The sequence below is a fragment of the Marinomonas polaris DSM 16579 genome (assembly GCF_900129155.1).
Classification (GTDB): domain Bacteria; phylum Pseudomonadota; class Gammaproteobacteria; order Pseudomonadales; family Marinomonadaceae; genus Marinomonas; species Marinomonas polaris.
This window is the reverse complement of record NZ_FQVF01000012.1, coordinates 84,258-105,725: the sequence shown is the minus strand read 5'-3', so window position 1 is coordinate 105,725 and position 21,468 is coordinate 84,258. Positions and strand designations below refer to the sequence as shown.

The following is a 21,468-nucleotide window of genomic DNA, read 5'->3' as shown; positions in this document are numbered from 1 at the left end:
TCGAAGAACTTAATTAACGTTTAAGGCCGAGAGCTAAACACTAAAGCTCGCACCACAACCACAGGTAGATGTGGCGTTAGGGTTTTGCACCACGAAGCGCGAGCCTTCTAAGTTTTCTTTATAGTCCACTTCCGATCCAACAAGATATTGGAAACTTAACGGATCAACAACCAAAGTGACTCCGTTACGCTTTACTTCTGTATCGTCCTCTTGATGTTCTTCATCAAAAGTAAAACCATACTGAAAGCCGGAACAACCGCCCCCCGTCACATAAACACGCAACATGAGCCGATCATTTTCTTCTTCTTCAATTAAAGATTGCAGCTTTGCAGCTGCTGCGTCTGTAAATTCAATAGGATCAATCGATTCAACCATGCTCATTCCAATACCACTAAAACCATTTCGATAAATGAATTATCCACTTATCCGAGTAATTTAGTCAAGTATTGATCAATGTTCACGGGTTGAGTGGAATCGAACTTGGGGCCATTTTTCTTCTGCCATCATCAAATTCACTCGAGTTGGTGCCAAATACGTCAAATGACCGCCACCATCAATCGCTAAGTTGTCACGACACTTATTCTTAAATTCTTCAAATTTCTTAGCATCGTCACACTCAACCCAACGAGCCGAGTTGACGTTTACCGCTTCATAGATACATTCCACTTTGTATTCGTCTTTCAAACGGTACGCGACAACTTCATATTGCAGCTGACCAACTGCACCAACAATAAGTTCATTGTTGCGTTGAGGCATAAATAGCTGGGTAGAACCTTCTTCAGAAAGCTGCTGTAAACCTTTTTGCAAAGCTTTCATTTTCATCGGATCTTTTAAGCGTACACGGCGGAATAACTCAGGCGCAAAGTGAGGAATACCAGTGAACTTTAAATCTTCCCCTTCCGTGAAAGTGTCACCTATCTGGATCGTGCCATGGTTATGCAAACCAATAATATCACCAGAGAAAGCTTCTTCAACACCCTCACGATCACCCGCTGTAAAAGACACCGCATCCGTCACTTTAATATCTTTACCAATACGGCAATGACGCATTTTCATACCACGATTATAAGTCCCTGAACACACTCGCATAAACGCAATACGGTCACGGTGTTTAGGGTCCATGTTGGCCTGAATTTTAAAAATAAAGCCGGAAAATTTTTCTTCCTTTGCTTCAACTTTGCGGGTATTAGTTTCGCGGTCAATAGGAGCTGGCGCCCATTCCACAAAGCCATCTAACATTTCACGAACACCAAAGTTAGAAAGTGCTGTACCAAAAAACACTGGCGTCAATTCACCAGCTAAATACGCATCAAGCTCGAATTCATGGCTCGCACCACGAACCAATTCGATTTCATCGACATAAGCAGCCCAATCATCACCAAGCAATTCTTTTGCCTTATCAGACTGTAGACCTTCGATTCGAATATCGTCCATCAAGGTATGGCCGCGACCACGAACAAATACATGAATCGTATCGGTATAAAGGTTATAAACACCTTTAAAGAAATCACTCATCCCAATCGGCCAAGTAATCGGTGCGGCAGCGATTTTTAGGACTTCTTCTACTTCATCTAACAATTCAATCGGATCGCGAATATCGCGGTCCATTTTGTTGATGAAAGTCAAAATAGGCGTATCACGTAAACGACAAACGTCCATCAACTTGATAGTACGGTCCTCTACACCTTTTGCACCGTCAATAATCATCAATACAGAGTCAACTGCGGTTAGCGTACGGTAAGTATCTTCCGAGAAGTCTTCATGCCCAGGTGTATCAAGCAAGTTTACGATGCGATCTTTGTATGGGAACTGCATCACAGAAGAGGTAATCGAGATACCACGCTGCTTCTCCATCGCCATCCAATCCGATGTCGCATGCTTATCACCTTTGCGGCCTTTTACAGAGCCAGCCGTTTGGATAAGCTGACCAAGCAGCAAAAGCTTTTCAGTGATGGTTGTTTTACCGGCGTCAGGGTGGGAGATGATAGCAAATGTGCGTCTATCGCTTACTTCATTAAGAAAATTCTGGTCTGCCATTAAAGTGTTCTTTTAGGTTATACGCGGGCTCTAAAACACTCGACATAAAAGCCAGTGCTCAACCCCGTTATGTTAATCGTGATTTCGTTGGCGACTATTTTCGCTGATCTCGGCTTTATAAACAATCAATGCCTATGGAATTAATCACTATTTAAACTTTCAGTCACTAACACCCTAAAATAACCATCCAATACAACCCACCGCCATGCACACAAACACAATCACCGAAAACATCAAAGGGCGAAGAGGGAAAAATCAACACCCCCTTACAAATGATTTGCATTATTATTAACAACAGCAATAAAATAACCATCTCTCTGAGTATAAGTGCAAACACTCAAATACAGTTTTAATCACTTTCAAGCTTCGATTTAAAGAATGGTAGAGCCTTAAGAATGATAGAGTCTAAAGAACTGCAGTTTAGTATCGGTGACCGTTCACTATTAACAAACTTTTCAATGACCTTTGAGGCGGGAAAAATCTACGCTTTAGTTGGCCATAATGGGTCCGGCAAATCTACCCTTTTAAAACTACTTGCTCAGCAACAAAAACCAACAGCTGGCAACATTTTACTAAATCATCAGTCTATTGCTTCATGGTCTCAAAAAAAGTTTGCTCAGCAAGTGGCGTATCTTCCTCAACAAACACCGTCTACAGATAGCCTTTCTGGAAGAGATCTTGTCAGCTTTGGTCGCTATCCTTGGCATGGTTTACTCGGACGACTAAACAAAGAAGATCAACAATATATTGACGAGGCAATGGAACTAACAGATACAGCAGGCTATGCCGATCGGTTGGTTGACACCTTATCTGGGGGCGAGCGTCAGCGTTTATGGCTAGCCATGTTACTAGCCCAACGGACACAATATCTCTTACTGGATGAGCCCCTTTCGGCACTGGATATCGCACACCAAGTTGACATGCTCAACCTCATCAAAAGTCTCAGTAAAAATCTCAATTTAGGCGTTATTATCGTTATCCACGACATTAATATGGCTGCGCGTTTTTGCGATCACATTGTGGCTCTCCACAGTGGTGAAATGATTGCTTCAGGCTCTGTAGACAGCATTTTTAATCAAGACCAATTGCAAAAAATCTATGGTATCAAGATGCATATATCTGAACATCCAGCCGGCTATCCAGTTGCTATGCCTTACTGATGGGAAAAGATTTTATAAAGATGAAACACTCAAAAATTTTAATCATATTTTTTGCTTTTTTTGCATCTAACATTCTTCACGCAGAACAAACAAAGCCACTTAGAGTAATGTCGATTGACTGGACTCAAACCGAAACCTTGATTGCTCTTGGCATAAAGCCTATTGCAATGGCGCAACAATCTGGTTACGAAGCTTGGGTTAAAGCTCCAGCCATTCCAAGCACAACTGCAGATGTAGGATTGAGAACACAACCAAATCTAGAAAGACTATCGGAGCTCAAGCCAGACAAAATTTTCATTTCACCTATGTTTACTTCACTTATTCCTAAGCTTTCCCATATCGCCCCTGTTACTAACATCACACTCTATAAGCAAGACAACATCTCTTGGGATGGTTTTAAGACCTTCACTCGTAGGCTTGGCGACGAGACAAATGCACAGGCAGAAGCAGAAACACTGATTTCCTCCTCAGAAAAAAAACTCGCCGATCTCGCGGGTCAAATAGCAAAAGACACACCACCACTACTGATGGTCCAATTTATGGACAGTAGGCATGTTCGAGTGTTTGGTGCAAACAGCATGTATAAAGTTGCAGCGAACAAAATCGGTTTAGAAACCGCTTGGAAAGAAAAGACCAACGCATGGGGATTTACTCTGGTAGGCATAGACAAGCTGATGAACACCAAAAGTCAAATCATAATAATTAAACCAATACCTGTTGGTGCTGCAGAAAACTTACAGCAAGATCTTTTTTGGCAATATTTAGTAAAACAATCAGGCCAACCAGCTTTAATAGTCGAGCCTGCATGGAGTTTTGGCGCTATCCCTTCCACAGTTCGTTTTGCAGAGTTACTCACCAACACCTTAAGCAATAAGGAGAAGCAATAATGCGAGTTTTCCCTATTAGCTTTATCGCCATATTAACCGCCTGTGTTGCATTGTTTATGGGTTGGCAGCTATCTCTTAATGATTCTTTCTTACATAACCTAACCAGTTTATTACAGCCAAACTGGCTCTCTGATAACTCAATAAAGCTCCATTTAACCTGGTGGCCTCGCCTCTTTACTACCTTAATTTGTGGTGCGGCATTAGCGACCGCGGGACTTTTAATGCAGCAAGTATTAAGAAACCCATTAGCCTCACCAACCACTCTTGGCGTCGCAAGTGGTGCTAGCTTTAGCTTGATGATGGCCACACTCTATGCGCCATGGCTAATTGAACTATCGCACAGTTTAGTTGCAATGACCGGCGGTTTAATGGCCATGGGGATTGTTTTCGCACTTTCTTGGCGTCGTGCTCTTTCGCCTACAATTGTGGTTATCTCTGGACTAATTCTTAACCTTTACTTTGGCGCTTTCAGCTCTGTCCTACTCATAATGAACCAAGAAAAATTAGCAGGATTGATGATATGGGGAGCTGGATCATTAACACAAACAGGCTGGGGAAATGTTGCCTACTTGGCGCCTAGAATTTTTGCACTTATTCTTATCGCATTTCTCTTCGTCAAACCATTAACGCTCTTACAACTGTCGGAATCTGGCGCGAAAAGCCTTGGTGTCTCACTCGCTAAGTTGAGAGTTATTTGTCTAGGGCTTGCGGTGTTATTAACCTCTTTGGTAGTTGCCACCGTAGGTATAATAGGCTTCATTGGACTAGCAGCACCGGCCATTACACGCCTAATTGGCGTTCATAGATTACTACCAAAATTTCTCGTTTCTATGCTAATTGGTGCACTTTTATTAACCCTAACTGATTTGGCTATACAACGCTTACCTGGCCTTATGTCAATCATGATTCCAACTGGAGCAGCAACCGCCGCTCTCGGCGCTCCACTCATGTTGTGGCTACTACCAAAACTGGCAATGCGTAGCCAAACACATACTGAGACGATTTTAACTCGCCATAGCGAACAAGGACGATATCTCAGCAAATACACCATCTGGATTGCTCTTGGCATTGTTTTTACAGGACTGTTTATTTTTTCAAGTTTATCTATTGGAAATAATGGCTGGAGCTGGATATTCACTACTCACAACTGGTCTGTATTGGAATGGCGACTTCCTCGATTATTAGCCGCCATTTTAGCAGGCGCCATGTTGGCGACTGCAGGAACCATTATTCAACGCCTAAGTGGTAACCCTATGGCAAGTCCAGAAGTGATTGGCATCAGCTCTGGAACCGCACTCGGTGTGATAGTCGTACTATTTTCAGGTCTTAGTTCAAGCTTAACAGGGATGTATATTGGTGGCTTCATTGGCGCTCTATGTGCTGTGGGCTTAATCATATTACTTAACCGAAAATCCGGTTTCCAACCAGAAAAAGTACTATTAACGGGTGTTGCAATAACCGCATTAATGAGTGCGGTACAAAGCATTGTTTTGGCTGGTGGCGACCCAAGAAGCTATCAATTACTTGCCTGGTTAGCTGGCACGACATATTACGTTACGACTGACGCGCTCATTCCACTTACCACTGTGACAATAATCTTAATCGCGATTGGTTTTATCTGCCACCGTTGGCTGGATATTCTACCTTTAGGTGAAGCTAGCACACGCGCTTTAGGTATCAACGTCTCGCGATCAAGAATGCTGCTATTATTGCTAGTTTCAGGATTAACAGTCAGTGCAACATTAGTTGTCGGTCCACTTAGCTTCATCGGCCTAATGGCACCGCACTTGGCTCGTTTATTAGGATTTAGCCGAGCCAAAGAGCACTTGGTAGCCTCGATTATGGTTGGCAGTACGCTAATGCTTTTCTCTGATTGGCTTGGTCGTCAGATACTTTACCCTCAAGACATTCCAACGGGCATGGTCGCCTCTATTATCGGCGGACTCTATTTGATGTGGGGATTACGCCGACTTTAAAACATCTGATATAAAAAATTGAGAATAAACCACTCAATAAATGAGAATAATAATACAAATCACATTCTTTCTAAATAGAGACGCTATGAACTTATTCCACCAGCTAGCCAACAATCAACTAAAAACACTATCTCTTGTCGTGTTACTTAGTATTGCTAGCGCATTACTTACTCTCGGTGTCATCGCATTTATCCAATACAAATTATTAAATGCAAATAACCTAACTCCAAATGTAATGTGGCAATTTTTATTGCTTTTAGTGGTATTACTAGCCATAGCAACTTGGGCTCAAATTGCACTGCATAAATTAGGGCATCAATTTGTCTATCTAAAACGCTGCCAGCTCATCAAACAATTGATCAATACAGACATTGAGCAAGTCGATAATATTGGTAGTGCTCGCCTACTCGCCTCACTAAGTACTGATATCCGCAATGTCACTGTGGGATTTGTTCACCTTCCCCAGCTTATTTATGGCGTTGTACTGTCTATCGCAGCAATGGGCTATCTTGCCTTTTTATCGATTCCGCTCTTTGGTATCAGCTTACTCATACTTTCTCTTACAGGATTAATTGGCTTTAGTCTCGTGAGTAAAATCACCTTTTATATCAAGCAAGTTCGCGAATATGACGATAGATTATATAAGGATTATCAAGCAATTATTGACGGTCGCAAAGAGCTCACGCTCAACCCACATAAAGCAAAACGCTACTTTCATCAAGAGTTTGCCCCCAATGCGCAACATTATCGCCACCAAATAACTCAAGCTGATACGTTTAATGGCTTTGCCGCCAACATTGCAAACACCTTAATTTTAGCTCTAGTTGGTTTGAATTATTACGCCGCACTAGGACTTGGTTGGGCCAGCGTTGAAGTCGCTTCATCCTTCGCTCTTGTAATTCTTTTTATGCGCGCCCCTTTAATGACGGCAATCGCTTCTTTACCTACCTTGATTACTGCGAATGTTTCAATCAAGAAACTCGAATCTTTGGCGCTTAATAAAAATACTGAGTTTATTCAACAACAAAAAGCACCTCACCCATTCAAAACACTAAGCCTGCAACAAGTCACTTATCAATATAAAACAGATTCATCAGATAAGGCATTCCAAGTTGGTCCAATCAACTTCTCCATTAAGCAAGGAGAGACCATCTTTATTGTTGGTGGTAATGGTAGCGGAAAGTCTACTTTTGCCCGCTTACTGACCGGTCTCTATCGCCCTCATTCTGGCAAAATACTTCTCAACGGTGACCCTGTTCAAGCAGAGCAATGGCCAATATATCGACTACAGTTTTCCGCTGTTTTTAGTGACTATTATCTTTTTCGTCAAATCGCCGATGGTCATGGCCATAACATTGACGATGCCACGATTAATGAATGGCTAACTCTCCTAGAAATGTCCCATAAAGTCTCACATCAAAAAGGGCATTTATCAGACACTCGTTACTCTCAAGGACAACGCAAGCGACTTGCATTACTCATGGCAGTAATGGAGCAACGTGGCTGCATTCTTCTTGACGAGTGGGCGGCCGACCAAGATCCAAGATTCAGAAAAATATTCTACCGAGAACTACTACCAAGATTAAAAGAACGAGGTGTCACCGTCATCGCGATAACTCATGACGACAAATACTTCGATGCTGCAGATCGAATTTTCAAAATGGATATGGGTGTCCTAACCGAGCTCAGCATTTCTGAACAGCAGCAAAACCACTCTATTTTTTCTCATATCATTTATTAGAAATGTAAAAATCCAACTTAAAAGAAAGGAGAGGACATGAAACAACGCTTTACACTAACCCCGCTGTCATTTGCTATTGCTTTGGCACTATCAACAAATATTGCCCATGCGGAAGAGATGGGAACACTTGTGGTAGAAGGTGATACAGAACAAAGTTCAACATCGAATAACTTTAACTATGTCAGTAAGGTTGCCCAAACAGCGACAAAAACAGACGAACAAATCACTAAGATTCCTCGCGCCGTTTCTGTGGTTACTAGAGAACAAATGGATGATCGAGCGCCGATCAGCATCTCTGACGCGCTACAATATACGCCAAGCATCCAAACCAACTTTTATGGTGAAGACAACAAACAAGATTGGTTTGTAATTCGCGGCTTTAAACAAGCCAACAACGGTCTATACCAAGACGGCACTCGCCTATATTCTTCCAGCTTTTATAGCTGGCAAATCGACCCTTTCATGCTAGAACGCATTGAGGTGTTACGAGGCCCGGCATCAACACTGAATGGCCAAACACCACCAGGCGGCGTCATTAATGTCATCAGTAAACGCGCTCAGCTTGAAGAAGATTTTGGCTCTGTTACAGGCACCATAGGTTCTAATGACCGCAAAGAAATTAACCTTGATGTCAATAAAGTCATCAATGACAAATTAGCTTTTCGCATGGTAGCAATCACCCGTGAAAATGGCACTAAGGTCGATGAGGTTGAAGCAAACCGAACACTACTTGCTCCTTCTTTAGCATGGAAAATAAGTGATGATACCAAACTGACTGTGCTAGCCAGCTACCAAAAAGACGACTCTGATCCCTATCTGCAATTTTTACCGATGGAAGGTACTCTAACATCCAATGCAAACGGTAAAATTAATTATGATACTGCTTTAGGAAACTCAGATTGGGAAACTTTCCAACGCGAACAAACCTCTGTGGGATATGAGCTAGAACATATCTTCAATGATAACTTAAGCTTCCAACAATCGGCTCGTTTTAGCCATATGGATATTAACTTACGTCAATTGTATTACGCAGCTTACGCTGCAGATTATGGTTTCAGTAGCACAAGAGACACTATTCTCCGTGGCGTCACTTATGAAGATGGCGACTCTGATGCCTTCAACATTGATAACCGTTTTATCTACAAGTTTGATGCAGGGAACACAAAACATACATTACTAACTGGTATTGATTACCAAAGTATCGATATAAATAGTAAATCTTACGCAGGAACTATTCTTGCGGCAGACGACGGTAACTTTCTATTTAATCCGTATAGTCCAAGTTATGGTAGCAGCATTTCACTATACAGCTATAATGGCACGTTAACGTCTGTGACAGATGCAGATCTACAAACCACAAAAACGAAGAATCGACAGCTTGGCTTTTATCTCCAAGATAAAGCCAACATCACAGACAAGTTCACAGTTATTGCTGGCGTACGCTACGATGATACCAGTAACGAAACCAACAACACTTCAACCAACAAAAAAACAGACATAGACCTCCATCAGTGGACAGGGAACTTAGGCGCTTCCTATCAGCTAGATAATGGCCTTGTTCCTTATGCTAATTACGCTCAGTCCTTCACCCCAATTATTGCTTTAGATGCAGATAACAATCCAGCAAAACCAGAAAAAGCAGACAGTTACGAAGTGGGTGTAAAATTCAAACCACAAAGTTTTGACGGGCAGTTTGGTATCGCGGCATATCAAGTCACTAAAGAAAATCTAAGCAGCGGATCCAGTGGTACAGCCAACTTCCGTCAGTTAGGAGAAGTACGTAATCGAGGCATTGAATTTGAAGCTGTTGCCAATCTAAACAGAGCGGTCACTTTAGTCGGAACATTGAGCTATGTCGATTCTGAAATAACCAAAGACACTAATAGTTCTAATGTAGGAAAAACACCGGCCCAAATCGCTAACAAACTAGCTTCTGTATGGGGTAACTACCGCTTTATTGACGGTATACTAGATGGTTTAAAAGTCGGTGCTGGAGTACGTTATATCGGTGAGACCTATGCGGATAACACTGAAACAAACAAAGTACCGTCTTACGCCCTTGTTGATGCCATGGCAAGTTATCAAGTTGATAATTACAAGTTCCAACTAGTGGCAAAGAACTTATTTGATAAAGAGTACATCGCTACTTGTGGTGATGGTTTCTGTTACTACGGTGATAGCCGCAACATCATGGCCAGCGTGACTTACGACTGGTAAGCGTTCTAATTGAAATGCTCTTCTAACTTTAAGAGCGCTTCTAACTTTAAGAGCGCTTCTAACTTTAAAAGCTTTTCAAATCTAAGAGCCTCAAATAATAATGTTCGAGGCTCTTTTTTTGATGAATTAACTAAATGCAAAAAGCCTCAGATACAGGCACTCCAGAAGCCCAATTATCCAGTCTAATATCCGACACAGGCAGATCTGTAGACCACGCAGCAGTAATCACGCCCCAATCAAAAGAAATACTTTGCAGACAATACTGATTGCCTTGCCAATTCAATGGATAAACCTGATCACTCAGTAAGCTAGGCAGGCAATTAATATGATTCAAATCATCTATCAAACCACTTCCACACGCTTTTAGTAGTGCTTCTTTCGCAGTCCAAAGCTTAAAGAAACCTTTGCTTCGATCATGACATCTATCAAGTTGCTGTATCTCATCTGAATGACAGACCATCTCAATCATTGACTCAAGATCATCCATTTCCCGAAAACACTCGATATCCACACCAACAGCACTTTTATCAGTAGATTCGACAAGAGCAACCGCAACTGAGCTGGTACTGTGACTAAGATTAAAGGCAATGCCTTCTTTTATAAAAGGCTTACCAGATGACGTTTGAGCGAAATACCATTCAGATGCTTTTCTAAATGGAAAGTAATGGCTCAAAATCCGTCGTTTAAAAGCATGCGCAAAAATATATTGCTCACGTAGGTGTTCAAATCGAAACATTGAGGCACGTTTTTTTTCACTGTCATCAAGAGTGCAATCTATAGGAAAAGCTTTTTTACTAAATGCGATCGTCAATACCACGCTACTTCCAAGGTTGTAATCCATCCTCTTGATTCCATTCAAAAGTATAATCCACAAAGGATTTTCGTTTAGCCAGAGAAGTACGCTTTGGCGTACCTAAGGAAATAACCCCAAGCACTTGGTCTTCCTCACCCATTTGCAACATTTGACGCAAAGCATCATCCGTTTCTTGGCTATGCCAAATCCCACCAAACCCCATTGCGTGAGCAGCTAATAATATGTGTTCGCAGGCGGCGGCTCCTGCCAACTGTTGATCCAATACCGAAACTCTCGTGTCTTGATTTATAGAGGAATAGACACAAATCATCATTGGCGTATTAATGATCTCTTCAATAAAACGTTGGAAATACTCTTCATTTTCCACTTCGCCATCGTAAATGGAGCGGAGCAAGCCCTCCAGATCTTTCATACCTTGTCCCTGGATCACCACGAATCGCCAAGGTTTTAAATTACCATGATCAGGAACCGTCATCGCAGTCTGTAAAATTTGCGCTAATTCAGCTCTATTTGGTGCCGGTTGTAAAAGACTGCCCCGTGAATAAGAACGACGCGTCATCAATGCATCAATAGCATCCATTTTCTATTTGCTCCTACTATAAAAGCATATCAAGTCATGCAAAGTTAGATGTCATAAAACACGTTAATAATAACACGCAAAGATGAGATTGATTCCTAAAAACTTAAGATGGTAATAAAAGATAGTAAAAGCTTGTGATGGGACATTTTTGTCCTCAATATAGGCTAAAACCTAGCGATTATAAGGCCTTAAAGTTGGCATCAATCTTTCATTAGGTTATTCAATTATAAAAATAATAGGATATAAATTAATGGGCATTCCTACGCTTTTTTGGCTTCGCAATATTGGTATTGGCGGCAGGCTGTTTTTAGCCTTTGTGTTGATATCTTCTATCACGATTGTTGCAAGCGGTTTGGCGACAAACACTTATTTACAGCTTAGTGATCGTCTTCTTCTACTCAAATATCAGGACATTCCAGGTTTAGATGCAGCCGCTCGACTAAACGATAAAAGTCGTCAAATTGTCGCCACGGCACCACTACTCGTTACCAGTGACGCTTCCATTTCCAGAGAAAAAACCATGAACGAGCTGAGTGCCGCCATCAGTGATATGGACTCTCTCATGCGCAATCTGCCGGACTACAACCGATATTTTCTTGAGCTAATTACACAAATTCAAAACAGCCTGACACTATTGAATCAAAGCGTTGAACGCCGTGAGGTAATAAGAAGCGAACTGGCTACACAGTCATTGCTAATTTTCCCTTTATTTCAGGATCTCATTTTTCAAGTGGATCAATTGGATCGTTCAGCTGAATTAGAGCAGGTCATTAGTCGGCTGTATTATTTTTCAGGCTTAATTGAAAAAGTCAGCAATGATGCCTCTTTTAATGAATTAGACTATACATTTTTACGACTTGAAAAGTTAGGTTCAGAGATTGCCCAATACCTTACCTTATTACCACAAGTACCACTGCCATTACGCCAATCATTGCTCGATTTACTCACCATGAGCTCTCGACAAGGCGAGCTGTTCCAACTCAAGAACGAAGAGCTGGACTTGCTCTATCAACAGAGTTTTCTTTTAGAAAACAGCCAGCAGCACATTCAACAGTTAGCAGCACAAATCAATCAATATACGAACTATACCAATACCAGTATTCGTGGCTCCCTTGAAGGCGCCATCAAATCCATCAACAATAGTATTCGTAATATTCTATTGTTGTCCCTCATCAGCCTAAGTGTTGCTTGTGCTATTTCTTGGTTTTACGTACGCCGCAATGTATTACAACGCATCATCGAGCTGCAAAGAAACATGCGTGCCATCGCCAGCTCTCAACTAGACACAAAAATACGTATTGTCGGCCATGACGAAGTCTCTAGCATGGCTAGAGACTTACAATACTTCCAGCAAACGGCGATAGAAGTAGAGAAAACCAATCAAGCTCTCGCCGCTGAAATAGAAGAAAGAGTCGCCGCTGAAGCGCAATTAAAAGCCGCGCAAAACGAATTAGTCCAAGCAGGAAAACTCGCTGCACTAGGGCAGCTTGGCGTTGGAATCACCCATGAAATAAACCAACCTTTGACCGCTATTGCCAGTCATTTGCACACTGCTGGGCGACATATGGAAAAAGACCAAGTGGATAAAGCGCAAAATAGCTTAGATAAAATTGGTCTGCTTCTCACGAAGATCACGCGAATTACCAAACACCTCAAAGCCTTCGCTCGCGTTGCCGGCACAGAACTGACGCCTGTTTGCTTAGACGCCGTTGTTCAAGATGCTATCGAACTAATGTCTAGCCAGATCATCGACCAGCATTGTACGCTTGATTATCAGACAAACTCAGCGTCATTTTATGTGCTCGCTGAACCGATTCGCCTAGAGCAAGTCATGGTGAACCTTATTAGCAACGCTGTTGATGCCTTATCAAGTGCGCCAGTAAAACAGCTGTCCATCAAAGTCTATGAACTCGACGACAAGATAATGATTGATGTCAGTGATACAGGAATCGGTATTGAAGAAAGCCAATTAGAACAAATTTTCGACCCGTTTTTTACTCAAAAAGAAGTCGGTCAAGGACTCGGTCTAGGCTTATCCATTAGTTACAACATAGTTCAAGATTTTGGCGGCCAAATTAGAGTGTCATCGACACCAGAAGCAGGCAGCCGCTTTACCTTAGAATTAAAAAAGGCAGAAAAATAAATGCTTAATACAATAAAAATAGTCATTATCGACGATGATCAAACCATCATTGAAGCATTAACCGAAATGCTCGAACTCGAAGGTTTTCAAATAGAAAGCCATAGCAGAGCGGACAAAGCCATCGCCTTACTCGATAAAAATAGCGCAGCGGTGGTACTTAGTGATGTCAGAATGCCCAAAATGGATGGAATGAATTTACTGGCTCGCCTGCAACAATTAGACAATGAATTGCCCGTCATATTAATGAGCGGCCATGGCGACATTCCTATGGCTATCGAAGCGATGAAAGAAGGCGCATACGACTTTCTAGAAAAACCCTTACAACCTGCTCAACTGATCAACCAACTGCAACGCGCCGCTGAAAAAAGACAACTGGTTTTAGAAAACCGAAAACTAAAACAAAACCTAGCTCAACAAACAGGCTTAGAAGCCTTTATCATTGGCGAATCGGCTGCCATAAAGAACATTCGCCAACATATATCCTCTTTAGCACAAGCAAACGTTGACACCATTATTTATGGCGAAACAGGCTGTGGCAAAGACGTGGTTGCCAGAGCTCTGCATCAATTCAGCCTACGCAACAAAGGCCGATTCATTGCCATTAACTGTGGCGGCATCAGCGAAAGCCTGATTGAAAGTGAGCTTTTTGGCCATGAAGCAGGCTCTTTTACTGGCGCCAATAAACGTCATATCGGCAAGATTGAAGCGGCCAATGGCGGCACGCTATTTTTAGATGAAATAGAAACCATGCCACTGCCGGTACAAATAAAACTATTGCGCGTGCTACAAGACAGAACCATTGAACGAGTTGGCAGCACCATGCCAATTCCCGTCGAACTCACGGTTATTGCGGCTAGTAAAGATAACCTTGCTCAACTAGGCGATGAAGGAAAATTTCGTAAAGACTTATTCTATCGACTGAACGTTGCTAGCCTGACCATTCCACCACTCAGAGATCGGCCAGAAGATATTCTGCCCCTGTTTCATCACTACGCACGAAAAGCCTCTGAGCATTTTTCTAGAGAGTTACCCAGCATCACACCTTCATATTTAGATTATTTGATCCAGCATCAATGGCCAGGCAACGTTCGAGAGCTAAAAAATTCAGCGGATCGATTTGTACTTGGCATTAGCGAAAATTCCCTCGCGTCGATTAAGCGCGAAGACGACATAAATGGTAGCTATGAAGAACGCATGGATCAATTCGAGCGTCACATCATTGAAGAAGGACTAAGAGCCACCAACGGCCTATTAAATGAAGCCGCCGAGCTACTGGATATGTCACGCAAGACCTTGTATCGAAAAATGAAAAAGCACCAACTAGACAAACAGCAATTTAAGGCATCAGAAGATGAAGGACAAGAATGACCCATTTTATATTTTAACATGAGACTAAAGCGTCCCAAAAAACACAAGAAACCCATAGAAAAAACCATTAACCATCTGTTTTTAAAAGATTTATCACTATTGGCATCAGCCTTGCTCTATATCAGTCAATCCTTCATACGTGTTGGATTGACTCATCTCCGACAACGGAACCTCCCGACCGGTGATAACAATAAAAAATACATCACGAGGAAAACAATAATGCCTATTAAATTATTAACAGGTTTAGTGCTCTCTAGTTCATTACTATTAGGTGCCAGCACCGCCCTAGCCGATGATTGCAGCTACCGTGGCGTTCTGGACGATAAATTCTGTGACGAAAACTACGACTTAGTCGCTGACCTACCAAAAGATTCAAGCCAATGGCGTGATCCAAGTACCCTAGTCTTTACCTACACTCCGGTAGAAGATCCAGCGGTTTACAAAGACGCATTCAGTGATTTCCAAAAATACCTCAGTGAAGTAACTGGCAAAAAAGTGGTGTATTACACAGTTCACTCTAATGCGGCAGAGGTCGAAGCTTTGCGTTCTGGCCGATTGCACATTGCTGGCTTCTCCACAGGTCCTACTGGCTATGCTGTTAACTTAGGTGGTTTAGTACCAATCGCCGTCAAAGGCACAGAGGAAGCGTTTCAAGGTTACAACCTCATCACCATCGTTCGCAAAGACAGCAGCATTACCAAAATGGCTGACTTAAAAGGCAAAGTTGTTGCTCATACATCTGCGTCATCAAACTCAGGCAACTTAGCACCTCGCGCTATTTTCCCAGCATTGGGTTTAACACCCGATAAAGACTATGAAGTGAAATACTCAGGTAAGCACGATCAATCGGTAATGGGTGTTCTATCTGGTGACTATGATGCAGCGCCAGTTGCCTCAGATGTTTTCAAGCGCATGGTTGATGCGAAACGCGTGAGCAAAGATGATTTCCGTATCATTTATACTAGCCCTCGCTTCCCAACCTCGTCCTTTGGCTACGCTTATGATCTCAATCCTGAGTTGGTTGAAAAGATTAAAAAAGCCTTCTTCACTTTCCGTTTTCCACCAGAAATGCAAAAAACCTTTGGCGGAGCTGATCGCTTCTTCCCAATCACATACAAAGAAGATTGGCAAATCATCCGTGATATTGCTCACTCATCAGGTACTGCTTACACCAAAGCTGGGCTTAAACAGCTAGCCGAAGCGGATGCTGCTAAAGCTGCAGCAGACAAACGCAAAAAAGAAGCCGCCAGTAAAAGCCAATAAGCGGATATCCCTAATCGTTTAATTCATTTTAAAAGACTTACTTTAATAAAGACCAACAGCCTGAACTATCAGGTTGTTGGACCTCTTCGCCTGTAGGAAATCATCATGTCTGTCACTCAAAACACAGCTGAGCGTTCAAACTTTCTAGAAATTCGAAATTTAAAAAAAGAATACACCGCAGGAAATCCTATTTTAAAAGGGATAGACATTAACATCACAGAACCAGGCATCATCGCCATCATAGGGCCTTCTGGAACGGGTAAAAGTACCTTACTACGTTGTATCAACCGTTTAATTGATCCTACGGATGGGCAGATTTTATTTGATGATGCTGATCTTTGCTTAGCCAAAGGGGCTCAACTACGCAAGCTTCGCCGTCAAGTAGGTATGGTGTTCCAAGAATACAACCTTGTCGAACGCTTAACCGTTATTGAAAACGTCTTAACGGGTCGTCTAGGTTATATGTCAGCATGGCAGGCTTGGCGCAGAAAATTCAGCCAAGAAGACATTAATACTGCGTTTGAATTATTAGACGCCGTGGGCTTGACCGAACACGCTAAGAAACGCGCCGATAGCCTTTCTGGTGGTCAACGTCAGCGTGTGGGTATCGCCAGAGCTGTGATGCAAAATCCTAGAATTCTATTGGCTGACGAACCAACCTCTTCTCTCGATCCAAAAACTGCTGTGGAAATCATGGAGCTGCTTGAACGCTTCTCTGCAGAAAAGAACATTCCAGCTTTGGTCAATATTCATGACGTAAAACTGGCCAGTCGTTTTGCTAAACGGATGATCGGCATGAGCAATGGCGTTGTGGTTTACGACGGCCCACCAGAAGGCATTACCGACGAGCACCTAAAACAAATTTATGGAGGTGAATCATGGCTAGTATAAATTCTTCACAAAATAGAGAAAATCCATTTAAACAGAATTGGTTTGTTACTGCTATTTGGCTGCTAATCATCTGCTATGTGGCTTATTCTTTTAACGCTATGGGTCTAAGTTGGGAACGTTTTAACGAAGGCTTAGGGCACGCCAGCAACCTATTAGGTCGCATGGTTCCGCCTAACTTTAGTCGTTGGTCTTTGCTAATGAGCGGACTAATTGAAAGTCTTGAAATTGCAGTTATTTCAAGTATTTGCGGAATTTTTATCTCATTGTTTCTAGGACTATTCGCAGCTCGTAACATGATGCCAAACTGGATCAGTACACCTGTACGAACACTTATCGCACTTTGTCGTACTTTTCACCCTGTGATCATTGCGATCTTGTTTGTTAAGAGTGTGGGATTTGGTGCTTTGGCAGGGATTTTAACTCTAGTTGTCGCATCGGTTGGCTTTATAGCCAAACTCTTTGCTGAAGCCATAGAGGAAATTTCTCTTAAGCAAGTCGAAGCAATCCGCGCCACTGGCGCTGGCTTTACTAGCATCATTTTATTTTCCGTTATGCCACAGGTGTTTTCTCGCTTTATTGGCTTCTCCACATATCAGCTCGATTCTAACTTGCGTAATTCCACCATGGTGGGGATTGTCGGCGCGGGCGGTTTAGGCGGTACATTATTCTCTGCGTTCCAACGCTTTGATTACGATTTTGTCGCGGCCATCCTAATCATCATTATCGCTCTAATCATGTTTGGTGAGTTTCTATCAAACATCGTTCGAAGCATTTTTCGCTAGTTTGACCTAGGAGCCTATTTTTATGAACACAATAGATCATCACTGGCAGCGCTTTACGCTAAAACAAAAGCTATCTCGTTATGCTGTTTACCTTGTTCTCGTTATAGCGTTTGTACAATCCATTCAATCCGTCGAAGTCATCCCTGAGTTCTTACTGGATGCACCAGAACAAATGGCAGACATGTTTTCCCGGATGTGGCCCATTGATTTCGCGTACTATCCTGTTGCCGTACACGACGCTATGGTTGAGACGCTAAACATCGCCACGTTAGGTACGCTCATTACATTGATTTTTGCGATTCCGTTAGCATTAATGAATGCCAGCAACATTGTTAATTCAGCTTGGTGCCATTGGATATCTCGATTTTTCCTAGTGTCTTCTCGCTCGGTAAACTCACTGGTTTGGGCATTACTTTTTGTCTCCATCTTTGGCCCAGGCGTAATCGCCGGCGTATTAGCGATTGCCTTCCGCTCTATCGGCTTTGTCGGCAAGCTACTTGGCGAGGCGATCGAAGAAGTGAATATGGGTTCTATTGAGGCACTAAAAGCGACTGGCGCGTCTTGGATGTCTATTCTGCTGAAAGGCTATTGGCCTCAGGTGCTACCTGCTTTCTTTAGTATCGTCTTGTTCCGTTGGGACATTAATGTCCGAGAATCTGCAGTATTAGGCTTGGTGGGGGCTGGTGGCATCGGCGTGGTACTTGATGATTCGATGAATTTATTCCAATGGGATCGTGTTGCTATGTCCCTATTAGCTATTTTTATCATCGTTATCTTGGCTGAAATTGTCGTAGTGAATATTCGTAAACGCTTAATCTAAATTCATTATCTAATCTCAGTATTTTTATCATAAAGAAGGAGCCTAAATTGGCTCCTTCTTTTACTCACCCGTTTCGTCTTAAAAGCATTACTTACCGATTAAGCAAAACGAATATTATCTAACGTCTTTTTCTCTAATGTGAAATGCTCGAAATGACGCTCGCCGCCATTACCAACTGGGGCTTGTGCGACAAAACCCACTTTCACTGTTTCTTCAACGGGTAAAGTAAAGACACGTGTCATATTGAAGTCTTCGCCGTCTACGGAATAATGAAGAGCAAAAGATTGACCAATTCGAACTACTTTTAGCCAAACGCTATTAGCGTCGATATTGTTACCGTTTGCGTCGTCAGTAAATTGGCTCATCACCACACTAACAACAGCACGAGTACCAAAGTCTGTTTTTTCAAAACAGGACTTCACCCAAGTATGGTCATTTTTCATTACCATAACAGCGGCCGCATCGTAGGTATCCACAAAATCTACAGAAACCTTAACTGTTAAAACAAAATCCCCTAACACCTCAGTGTAGTAAAAAGGTGCATTGCTTAGGTTTTCTGGGCTAATGCCTGTTTCTGATGCCGCGTCGTTGTTATAAAAAAAGTCGCTTTTTGGTGGAGCTAATAAAGTTAAACAGCCATTTTTAACATTCGCTCGACTCTCATTCAGCCACTTAAATCCTGCAAATGTTTCACTATTTACCATAAGTCCTCCGGTAACATTATTAAGATCTCTATCTACTTAATTATGCATCGACTGTTAGAACTTGCCCAGAAATGAAGCCATCAACTGAACGCTGGAAAGCCTTACCAACCAATGTGCTTGGCACAGGCTGGAAGCCAGGCATCATTTCGCCATAAACATCCCATGATTCTGCTAGAACTGTTGGGTTAATAACATTGATACGAAGACCACGAGGCATTTCAAAAGCGACACATTTTGCAAAAGTTTCAATCGCACCACTTGTTGTCGCATCAGCAATCGCATAAGGAATAGGCTTAACCGACAAAATGCCTGAAATCAATGTAAATGAACCGCCATCAGTGACGTACTCAGTACCAACACGAACGACATTCATCTGACCAATCAGCTTACTATCAATCGTTGCACGCCATTGTTGATCCGTCATTTCGTGAAAAGTTGCATACTCACAAAAACCCACTGTATTTACTACAGCATCAACTTTGCCAATGGTGTCGAACAATGCCTTTAAAGACGTTTCGCTCGTGATGTCCACGGCATGGTCTGCGCTCTCTCCAGAACGATTTGCCGTAATTACTTTATGTTCAGAAAGTCCTGTTAGTGCCGCTTTTCCCACACTTCCTGTAGATCCAATCACTAAAACTGTTTTCATTGCTCACCTCAATTGTGTGTCATGCGTTATAAATACAAATTAACTTAAAATAAGTTACTATTGGTAACTTGACGATGACATGCTATCTTTCGCCCCATCATCTGTCAACACAATACTGAGCTTATGAAACAGAAACGAATGACCGCTAGCCGACGCTTTGAACAGCTTCTTGAATGTGCCTTGGAAGTACTAAAAGAGGATGGCGCTGATGGTTTAACTTTAGGACGAGTAGCCCAAAAAGCAGGCGTGACAAAACCCATTGTTTACGGGCATTTTGAAAGCCGAGCAGGCTTATTATCGGTTTTGTACCAAAACTATTGTCAACGCCATCTACAGGCAACACAAGATGCATTAGCCGATGTTAAAGATTCAAACACAGCGGCTAACGCGCTGGCTCATTGCTACATTGAATGCGTCTTGTCCTCAGACTCTCTTTCATTAGCCGTAGATGCCGCTTTAGACGGTTCAGCAGAAACAGAAAAGGTAAAGCAAGATTGTGATGATGAGATAATGACTTTTTGGGAGGAATCCTTGCAAAAATTCGAAGGAAAAACGGCCAGTAAAATCGCCTTTATTGCTTTTTCAGGAGCCGCAAAATCCCTATCAAAAGCCGTATCAGACGGCTTTATTAACCAGAAGGAAGCAGAAGTTTTTTTGGCGAATTTACTGACTAAATAAATTAAATAAGCTGACCAGAACTCACCACACAAACACCATCAAAGCCTTGAATAGCCGACTCTAACAAAGCCTCAGCAATTTTTGGCGCAGGATTGATACGCAGGCGGCGCGGCAAAATTGGCCCAAGAAAACTCAAGACAGCCGCTCCGACACTTTCCCCAAGGCGAAATTCAGAACGCTCTCCACCGATCAACCCCGGACGAACTAACGCCAACGAAGCAAAGCTCAAGCCGATCAAGGCCTGCTCTAATTCTCCCTTAACCTTGTTATAAAAAATAGAAGAGTCTGGATTTGCTCCTGACGCAGAATTCAAAACATAGGCCTGTGAGCCATGTTCATAAGTCTTTTTGGCAATAGCAAGCGGGTAAGTGAAATCAACCAATCGAAAGGCTTCTTTCGAACCTGCCGCACGCATGGTTGTGCCCAAGGTACAAATGACGGCGTCGACCTTCCATAAATCTGGATCGTCTGGCAAATTATCAAAGTCGACCAACAGGGTTCGTAATTTCGCATGCTCTACCGATAAAGCCTTTCGAGAAAGCACAACAACCTCACTAACCCTCGAATCCTCTAACGCTAGCGTTAAAACAAGACGCCCCACCAACCCCGTCGAACCAACTAATAATAATTTCATCTAAGACCTCCTCTCTTGTATGGAATACATACCAAACAAAAATGTTAATCGACTCATCTAAATCGATGATTCAAAATCTCCAACCTTGCAAATACTTCAAACCCCATAAAAAAAGGAGCTGATA

At 42.4% G+C, this 21,468-nt stretch carries 19 protein-coding genes; 12 read left to right on the top strand and 7 right to left on the bottom strand.

What is annotated here, in order from left to right:
* Nucleotides 1–33: 33 nt before the first annotated feature.
* Nucleotides 34–381, bottom strand: a complete 348-nt coding sequence (gene erpA / locus BUA59_RS13835) for an iron-sulfur cluster insertion protein ErpA (protein ID WP_072840290.1) — start codon at nucleotides 379–381, stop codon at nucleotides 34–36.
* A gap of 69 nt (nucleotides 382–450) precedes the next feature.
* Nucleotides 451–2,037 carry a peptide chain release factor 3 gene (locus BUA59_RS13830; protein WP_072840289.1) on the bottom strand — a complete coding sequence of 529 codons (1,587 nt, stop codon included), beginning with the start codon at nucleotides 2,035–2,037 and terminating at the stop codon, nucleotides 451–453.
* A gap of 395 nt (nucleotides 2,038–2,432) precedes the next feature.
* Here BUA59_RS13830 and BUA59_RS13825 point away from each other — a divergent pair, with 395 nt between their 5' ends.
* The 5 genes from BUA59_RS13825 (at nucleotide 2,433) to BUA59_RS13805 (ending at nucleotide 10,018) form a co-directional block, all read left to right on the top strand.
* On the top strand, nucleotides 2,433–3,197 hold the full coding sequence (locus tag BUA59_RS13825) for an ABC transporter ATP-binding protein (protein WP_072840288.1): 765 nt from the start codon (nucleotides 2,433–2,435) through the stop codon (nucleotides 3,195–3,197).
* Nucleotides 3,198–3,217: 20 nt separating this feature from the next.
* Nucleotides 3,218–4,084: an iron-siderophore ABC transporter substrate-binding protein gene (locus tag BUA59_RS13820; protein WP_245813152.1), complete on the top strand. Its 867-nt coding sequence runs from the start codon at nucleotides 3,218–3,220 to the stop codon at nucleotides 4,082–4,084.
* On the top strand, nucleotides 4,084–6,060 hold the full coding sequence (gene fhuB / locus BUA59_RS13815) for a Fe(3+)-hydroxamate ABC transporter permease FhuB (protein ID WP_072840286.1): 1,977 nt from the start codon (nucleotides 4,084–4,086) through the stop codon (nucleotides 6,058–6,060). The genes BUA59_RS13820 and fhuB overlap by 1 nt, the downstream gene beginning before the upstream one ends.
* An 85-nt stretch (nucleotides 6,061–6,145) precedes the next feature.
* A complete protein-coding gene (locus BUA59_RS13810) occupies nucleotides 6,146–7,801 on the top strand; it encodes a multidrug ABC transporter permease/ATP-binding protein (RefSeq protein WP_072840285.1) in 1,656 nt (551 codons plus the stop codon).
* Nucleotides 7,802–7,837: 36 nt separating this feature from the next.
* Nucleotides 7,838–10,018, top strand: a complete 2,181-nt coding sequence (locus tag BUA59_RS13805; protein ID WP_072840284.1) for a TonB-dependent siderophore receptor — start codon at nucleotides 7,838–7,840, stop codon at nucleotides 10,016–10,018.
* 130 nt (nucleotides 10,019–10,148) lie between these two features.
* On the opposite strand, the gene BUA59_RS13800 is transcribed toward BUA59_RS13805, so the two are convergent.
* Entirely contained in the window at nucleotides 10,149–10,859 is a 711-nt protein-coding gene (locus tag BUA59_RS13800; protein ID WP_072840283.1) for a 4'-phosphopantetheinyl transferase family protein, read from the bottom strand.
* Complete coding sequence (locus BUA59_RS13795) at nucleotides 10,837–11,412, bottom strand: nitroreductase family protein (RefSeq protein ID WP_072840282.1); 576 nt, start codon at nucleotides 11,410–11,412, stop codon at nucleotides 10,837–10,839. Before BUA59_RS13795 ends, BUA59_RS13800 begins: the two co-directional genes overlap by 23 nt.
* A 250-nt stretch (nucleotides 11,413–11,662) precedes the next feature.
* On the opposite strand from BUA59_RS13795, the gene BUA59_RS13790 reads away from it, so the two are divergent.
* The 6 genes from BUA59_RS13790 to phnE (BUA59_RS13765) all read left to right on the top strand — a co-directional run bounded on the left by BUA59_RS13790 (nucleotide 11,663) and on the right by phnE (BUA59_RS13765) (nucleotide 18,679).
* Nucleotides 11,663–13,555 carry an ATP-binding protein gene (locus tag BUA59_RS13790; RefSeq protein WP_072840281.1) on the top strand — a complete coding sequence of 631 codons (1,893 nt, stop codon included), beginning with the start codon at nucleotides 11,663–11,665 and terminating at the stop codon, nucleotides 13,553–13,555.
* Nucleotides 13,556–14,923: a sigma-54-dependent transcriptional regulator gene (locus tag BUA59_RS13785; protein ID WP_072840280.1), complete on the top strand. Its 1,368-nt coding sequence runs from the start codon at nucleotides 13,556–13,558 to the stop codon at nucleotides 14,921–14,923.
* 219 nt (nucleotides 14,924–15,142) lie between these two features.
* A complete protein-coding gene (gene phnD, locus BUA59_RS13780) occupies nucleotides 15,143–16,186 on the top strand; it encodes a phosphate/phosphite/phosphonate ABC transporter substrate-binding protein (RefSeq protein WP_072840279.1) in 1,044 nt (347 codons plus the stop codon).
* A 105-nt stretch (nucleotides 16,187–16,291) separates the two neighbouring features.
* Nucleotides 16,292–17,077, top strand: a complete 786-nt coding sequence (phnC, locus tag BUA59_RS13775) for a phosphonate ABC transporter ATP-binding protein (RefSeq protein WP_072840278.1) — start codon at nucleotides 16,292–16,294, stop codon at nucleotides 17,075–17,077.
* Nucleotides 17,065–17,859 (top strand): phosphonate ABC transporter, permease protein PhnE, encoded by a 795-nt coding sequence (gene phnE / locus BUA59_RS13770; RefSeq protein WP_072840277.1) that lies wholly within the window; start codon nucleotides 17,065–17,067, stop codon nucleotides 17,857–17,859. The genes phnC and phnE (BUA59_RS13770) overlap by 13 nt, the downstream gene beginning before the upstream one ends.
* Nucleotides 17,860–17,881: 22 nt before the next feature.
* Complete coding sequence (phnE, locus tag BUA59_RS13765) at nucleotides 17,882–18,679, top strand: phosphonate ABC transporter, permease protein PhnE (protein WP_072840276.1); 798 nt, start codon at nucleotides 17,882–17,884, stop codon at nucleotides 18,677–18,679.
* Nucleotides 18,680–18,777: 98 nt separating this feature from the next.
* Here phnE (BUA59_RS13765) and BUA59_RS13760 read toward each other — a convergent pair whose 3' ends face one another.
* Together BUA59_RS13760 and BUA59_RS13755 are read right to left on the bottom strand one after the other, a co-directional pair.
* Nucleotides 18,778–19,383 (bottom strand): DUF1349 domain-containing protein, encoded by a 606-nt coding sequence (locus BUA59_RS13760; protein ID WP_072840275.1) that lies wholly within the window; start codon nucleotides 19,381–19,383, stop codon nucleotides 18,778–18,780.
* A gap of 40 nt (nucleotides 19,384–19,423) precedes the next feature.
* The gene (locus tag BUA59_RS13755; protein WP_072840274.1) at nucleotides 19,424–20,032 is read right to left on the bottom strand and encodes a short chain dehydrogenase; all 609 of its coding nucleotides are present in this window, start codon (nucleotides 20,030–20,032) and stop codon (nucleotides 19,424–19,426) included.
* A gap of 138 nt (nucleotides 20,033–20,170) precedes the next feature.
* Here BUA59_RS13755 and BUA59_RS13750 point away from each other — a divergent pair, with 138 nt between their 5' ends.
* The gene (locus BUA59_RS13750; protein ID WP_072840273.1) at nucleotides 20,171–20,710 is read left to right on the top strand and encodes a TetR/AcrR family transcriptional regulator; all 540 of its coding nucleotides are present in this window, start codon (nucleotides 20,171–20,173) and stop codon (nucleotides 20,708–20,710) included.
* 1 nt (nucleotide 20,711) lies between these two features.
* Here BUA59_RS13750 and BUA59_RS13745 read toward each other — a convergent pair whose 3' ends face one another.
* Nucleotides 20,712–21,344: a Rossmann-fold NAD(P)-binding domain-containing protein gene (locus BUA59_RS13745; protein WP_072840272.1), complete on the bottom strand. Its 633-nt coding sequence runs from the start codon at nucleotides 21,342–21,344 to the stop codon at nucleotides 20,712–20,714.
* Nucleotides 21,345–21,468 lie beyond the last annotated feature (124 nt).

Coding starts and splice junctions, on each gene's coding strand:
- erpA (WP_072840290.1), bottom strand. CDS start 381: ATGAGCATGGTTGAATCGATTGATCCTATTGAATTTACAGACGCAGCA.
- BUA59_RS13830 (WP_072840289.1), bottom strand. CDS start 2,037: ATGGCAGACCAGAATTTTCTTAATGAAGTAAGCGATAGACGCACATTT.
- BUA59_RS13825 (WP_072840288.1), top strand. CDS start 2,433: ATGATAGAGTCTAAAGAACTGCAGTTTAGTATCGGTGACCGTTCACTA.
- BUA59_RS13820 (WP_245813152.1), top strand. CDS start 3,218: ATGAAACACTCAAAAATTTTAATCATATTTTTTGCTTTTTTTGCATCT.
- fhuB (WP_072840286.1), top strand. CDS start 4,084: ATGCGAGTTTTCCCTATTAGCTTTATCGCCATATTAACCGCCTGTGTT.
- BUA59_RS13810 (WP_072840285.1), top strand. CDS start 6,146: ATGAACTTATTCCACCAGCTAGCCAACAATCAACTAAAAACACTATCT.
- BUA59_RS13805 (WP_072840284.1), top strand. CDS start 7,838: ATGAAACAACGCTTTACACTAACCCCGCTGTCATTTGCTATTGCTTTG.
- BUA59_RS13800 (WP_072840283.1), bottom strand. CDS start 10,859: ATGGATTACAACCTTGGAAGTAGCGTGGTATTGACGATCGCATTTAGT.
- BUA59_RS13795 (WP_072840282.1), bottom strand. CDS start 11,412: ATGGATGCTATTGATGCATTGATGACGCGTCGTTCTTATTCACGGGGC.
- BUA59_RS13790 (WP_072840281.1), top strand. CDS start 11,663: ATGGGCATTCCTACGCTTTTTTGGCTTCGCAATATTGGTATTGGCGGC.
- BUA59_RS13785 (WP_072840280.1), top strand. CDS start 13,556: ATGCTTAATACAATAAAAATAGTCATTATCGACGATGATCAAACCATC.
- phnD (WP_072840279.1), top strand. CDS start 15,143: ATGCCTATTAAATTATTAACAGGTTTAGTGCTCTCTAGTTCATTACTA.
- phnC (WP_072840278.1), top strand. CDS start 16,292: ATGTCTGTCACTCAAAACACAGCTGAGCGTTCAAACTTTCTAGAAATT.
- phnE (WP_072840277.1), top strand. CDS start 17,065: ATGGCTAGTATAAATTCTTCACAAAATAGAGAAAATCCATTTAAACAG.
- phnE (WP_072840276.1), top strand. CDS start 17,882: ATGAACACAATAGATCATCACTGGCAGCGCTTTACGCTAAAACAAAAG.
- BUA59_RS13760 (WP_072840275.1), bottom strand. CDS start 19,383: ATGGTAAATAGTGAAACATTTGCAGGATTTAAGTGGCTGAATGAGAGT.
- BUA59_RS13755 (WP_072840274.1), bottom strand. CDS start 20,032: ATGAAAACAGTTTTAGTGATTGGATCTACAGGAAGTGTGGGAAAAGCG.
- BUA59_RS13750 (WP_072840273.1), top strand. CDS start 20,171: ATGACCGCTAGCCGACGCTTTGAACAGCTTCTTGAATGTGCCTTGGAA.
- BUA59_RS13745 (WP_072840272.1), bottom strand. CDS start 21,344: ATGAAATTATTATTAGTTGGTTCGACGGGGTTGGTGGGGCGTCTTGTT.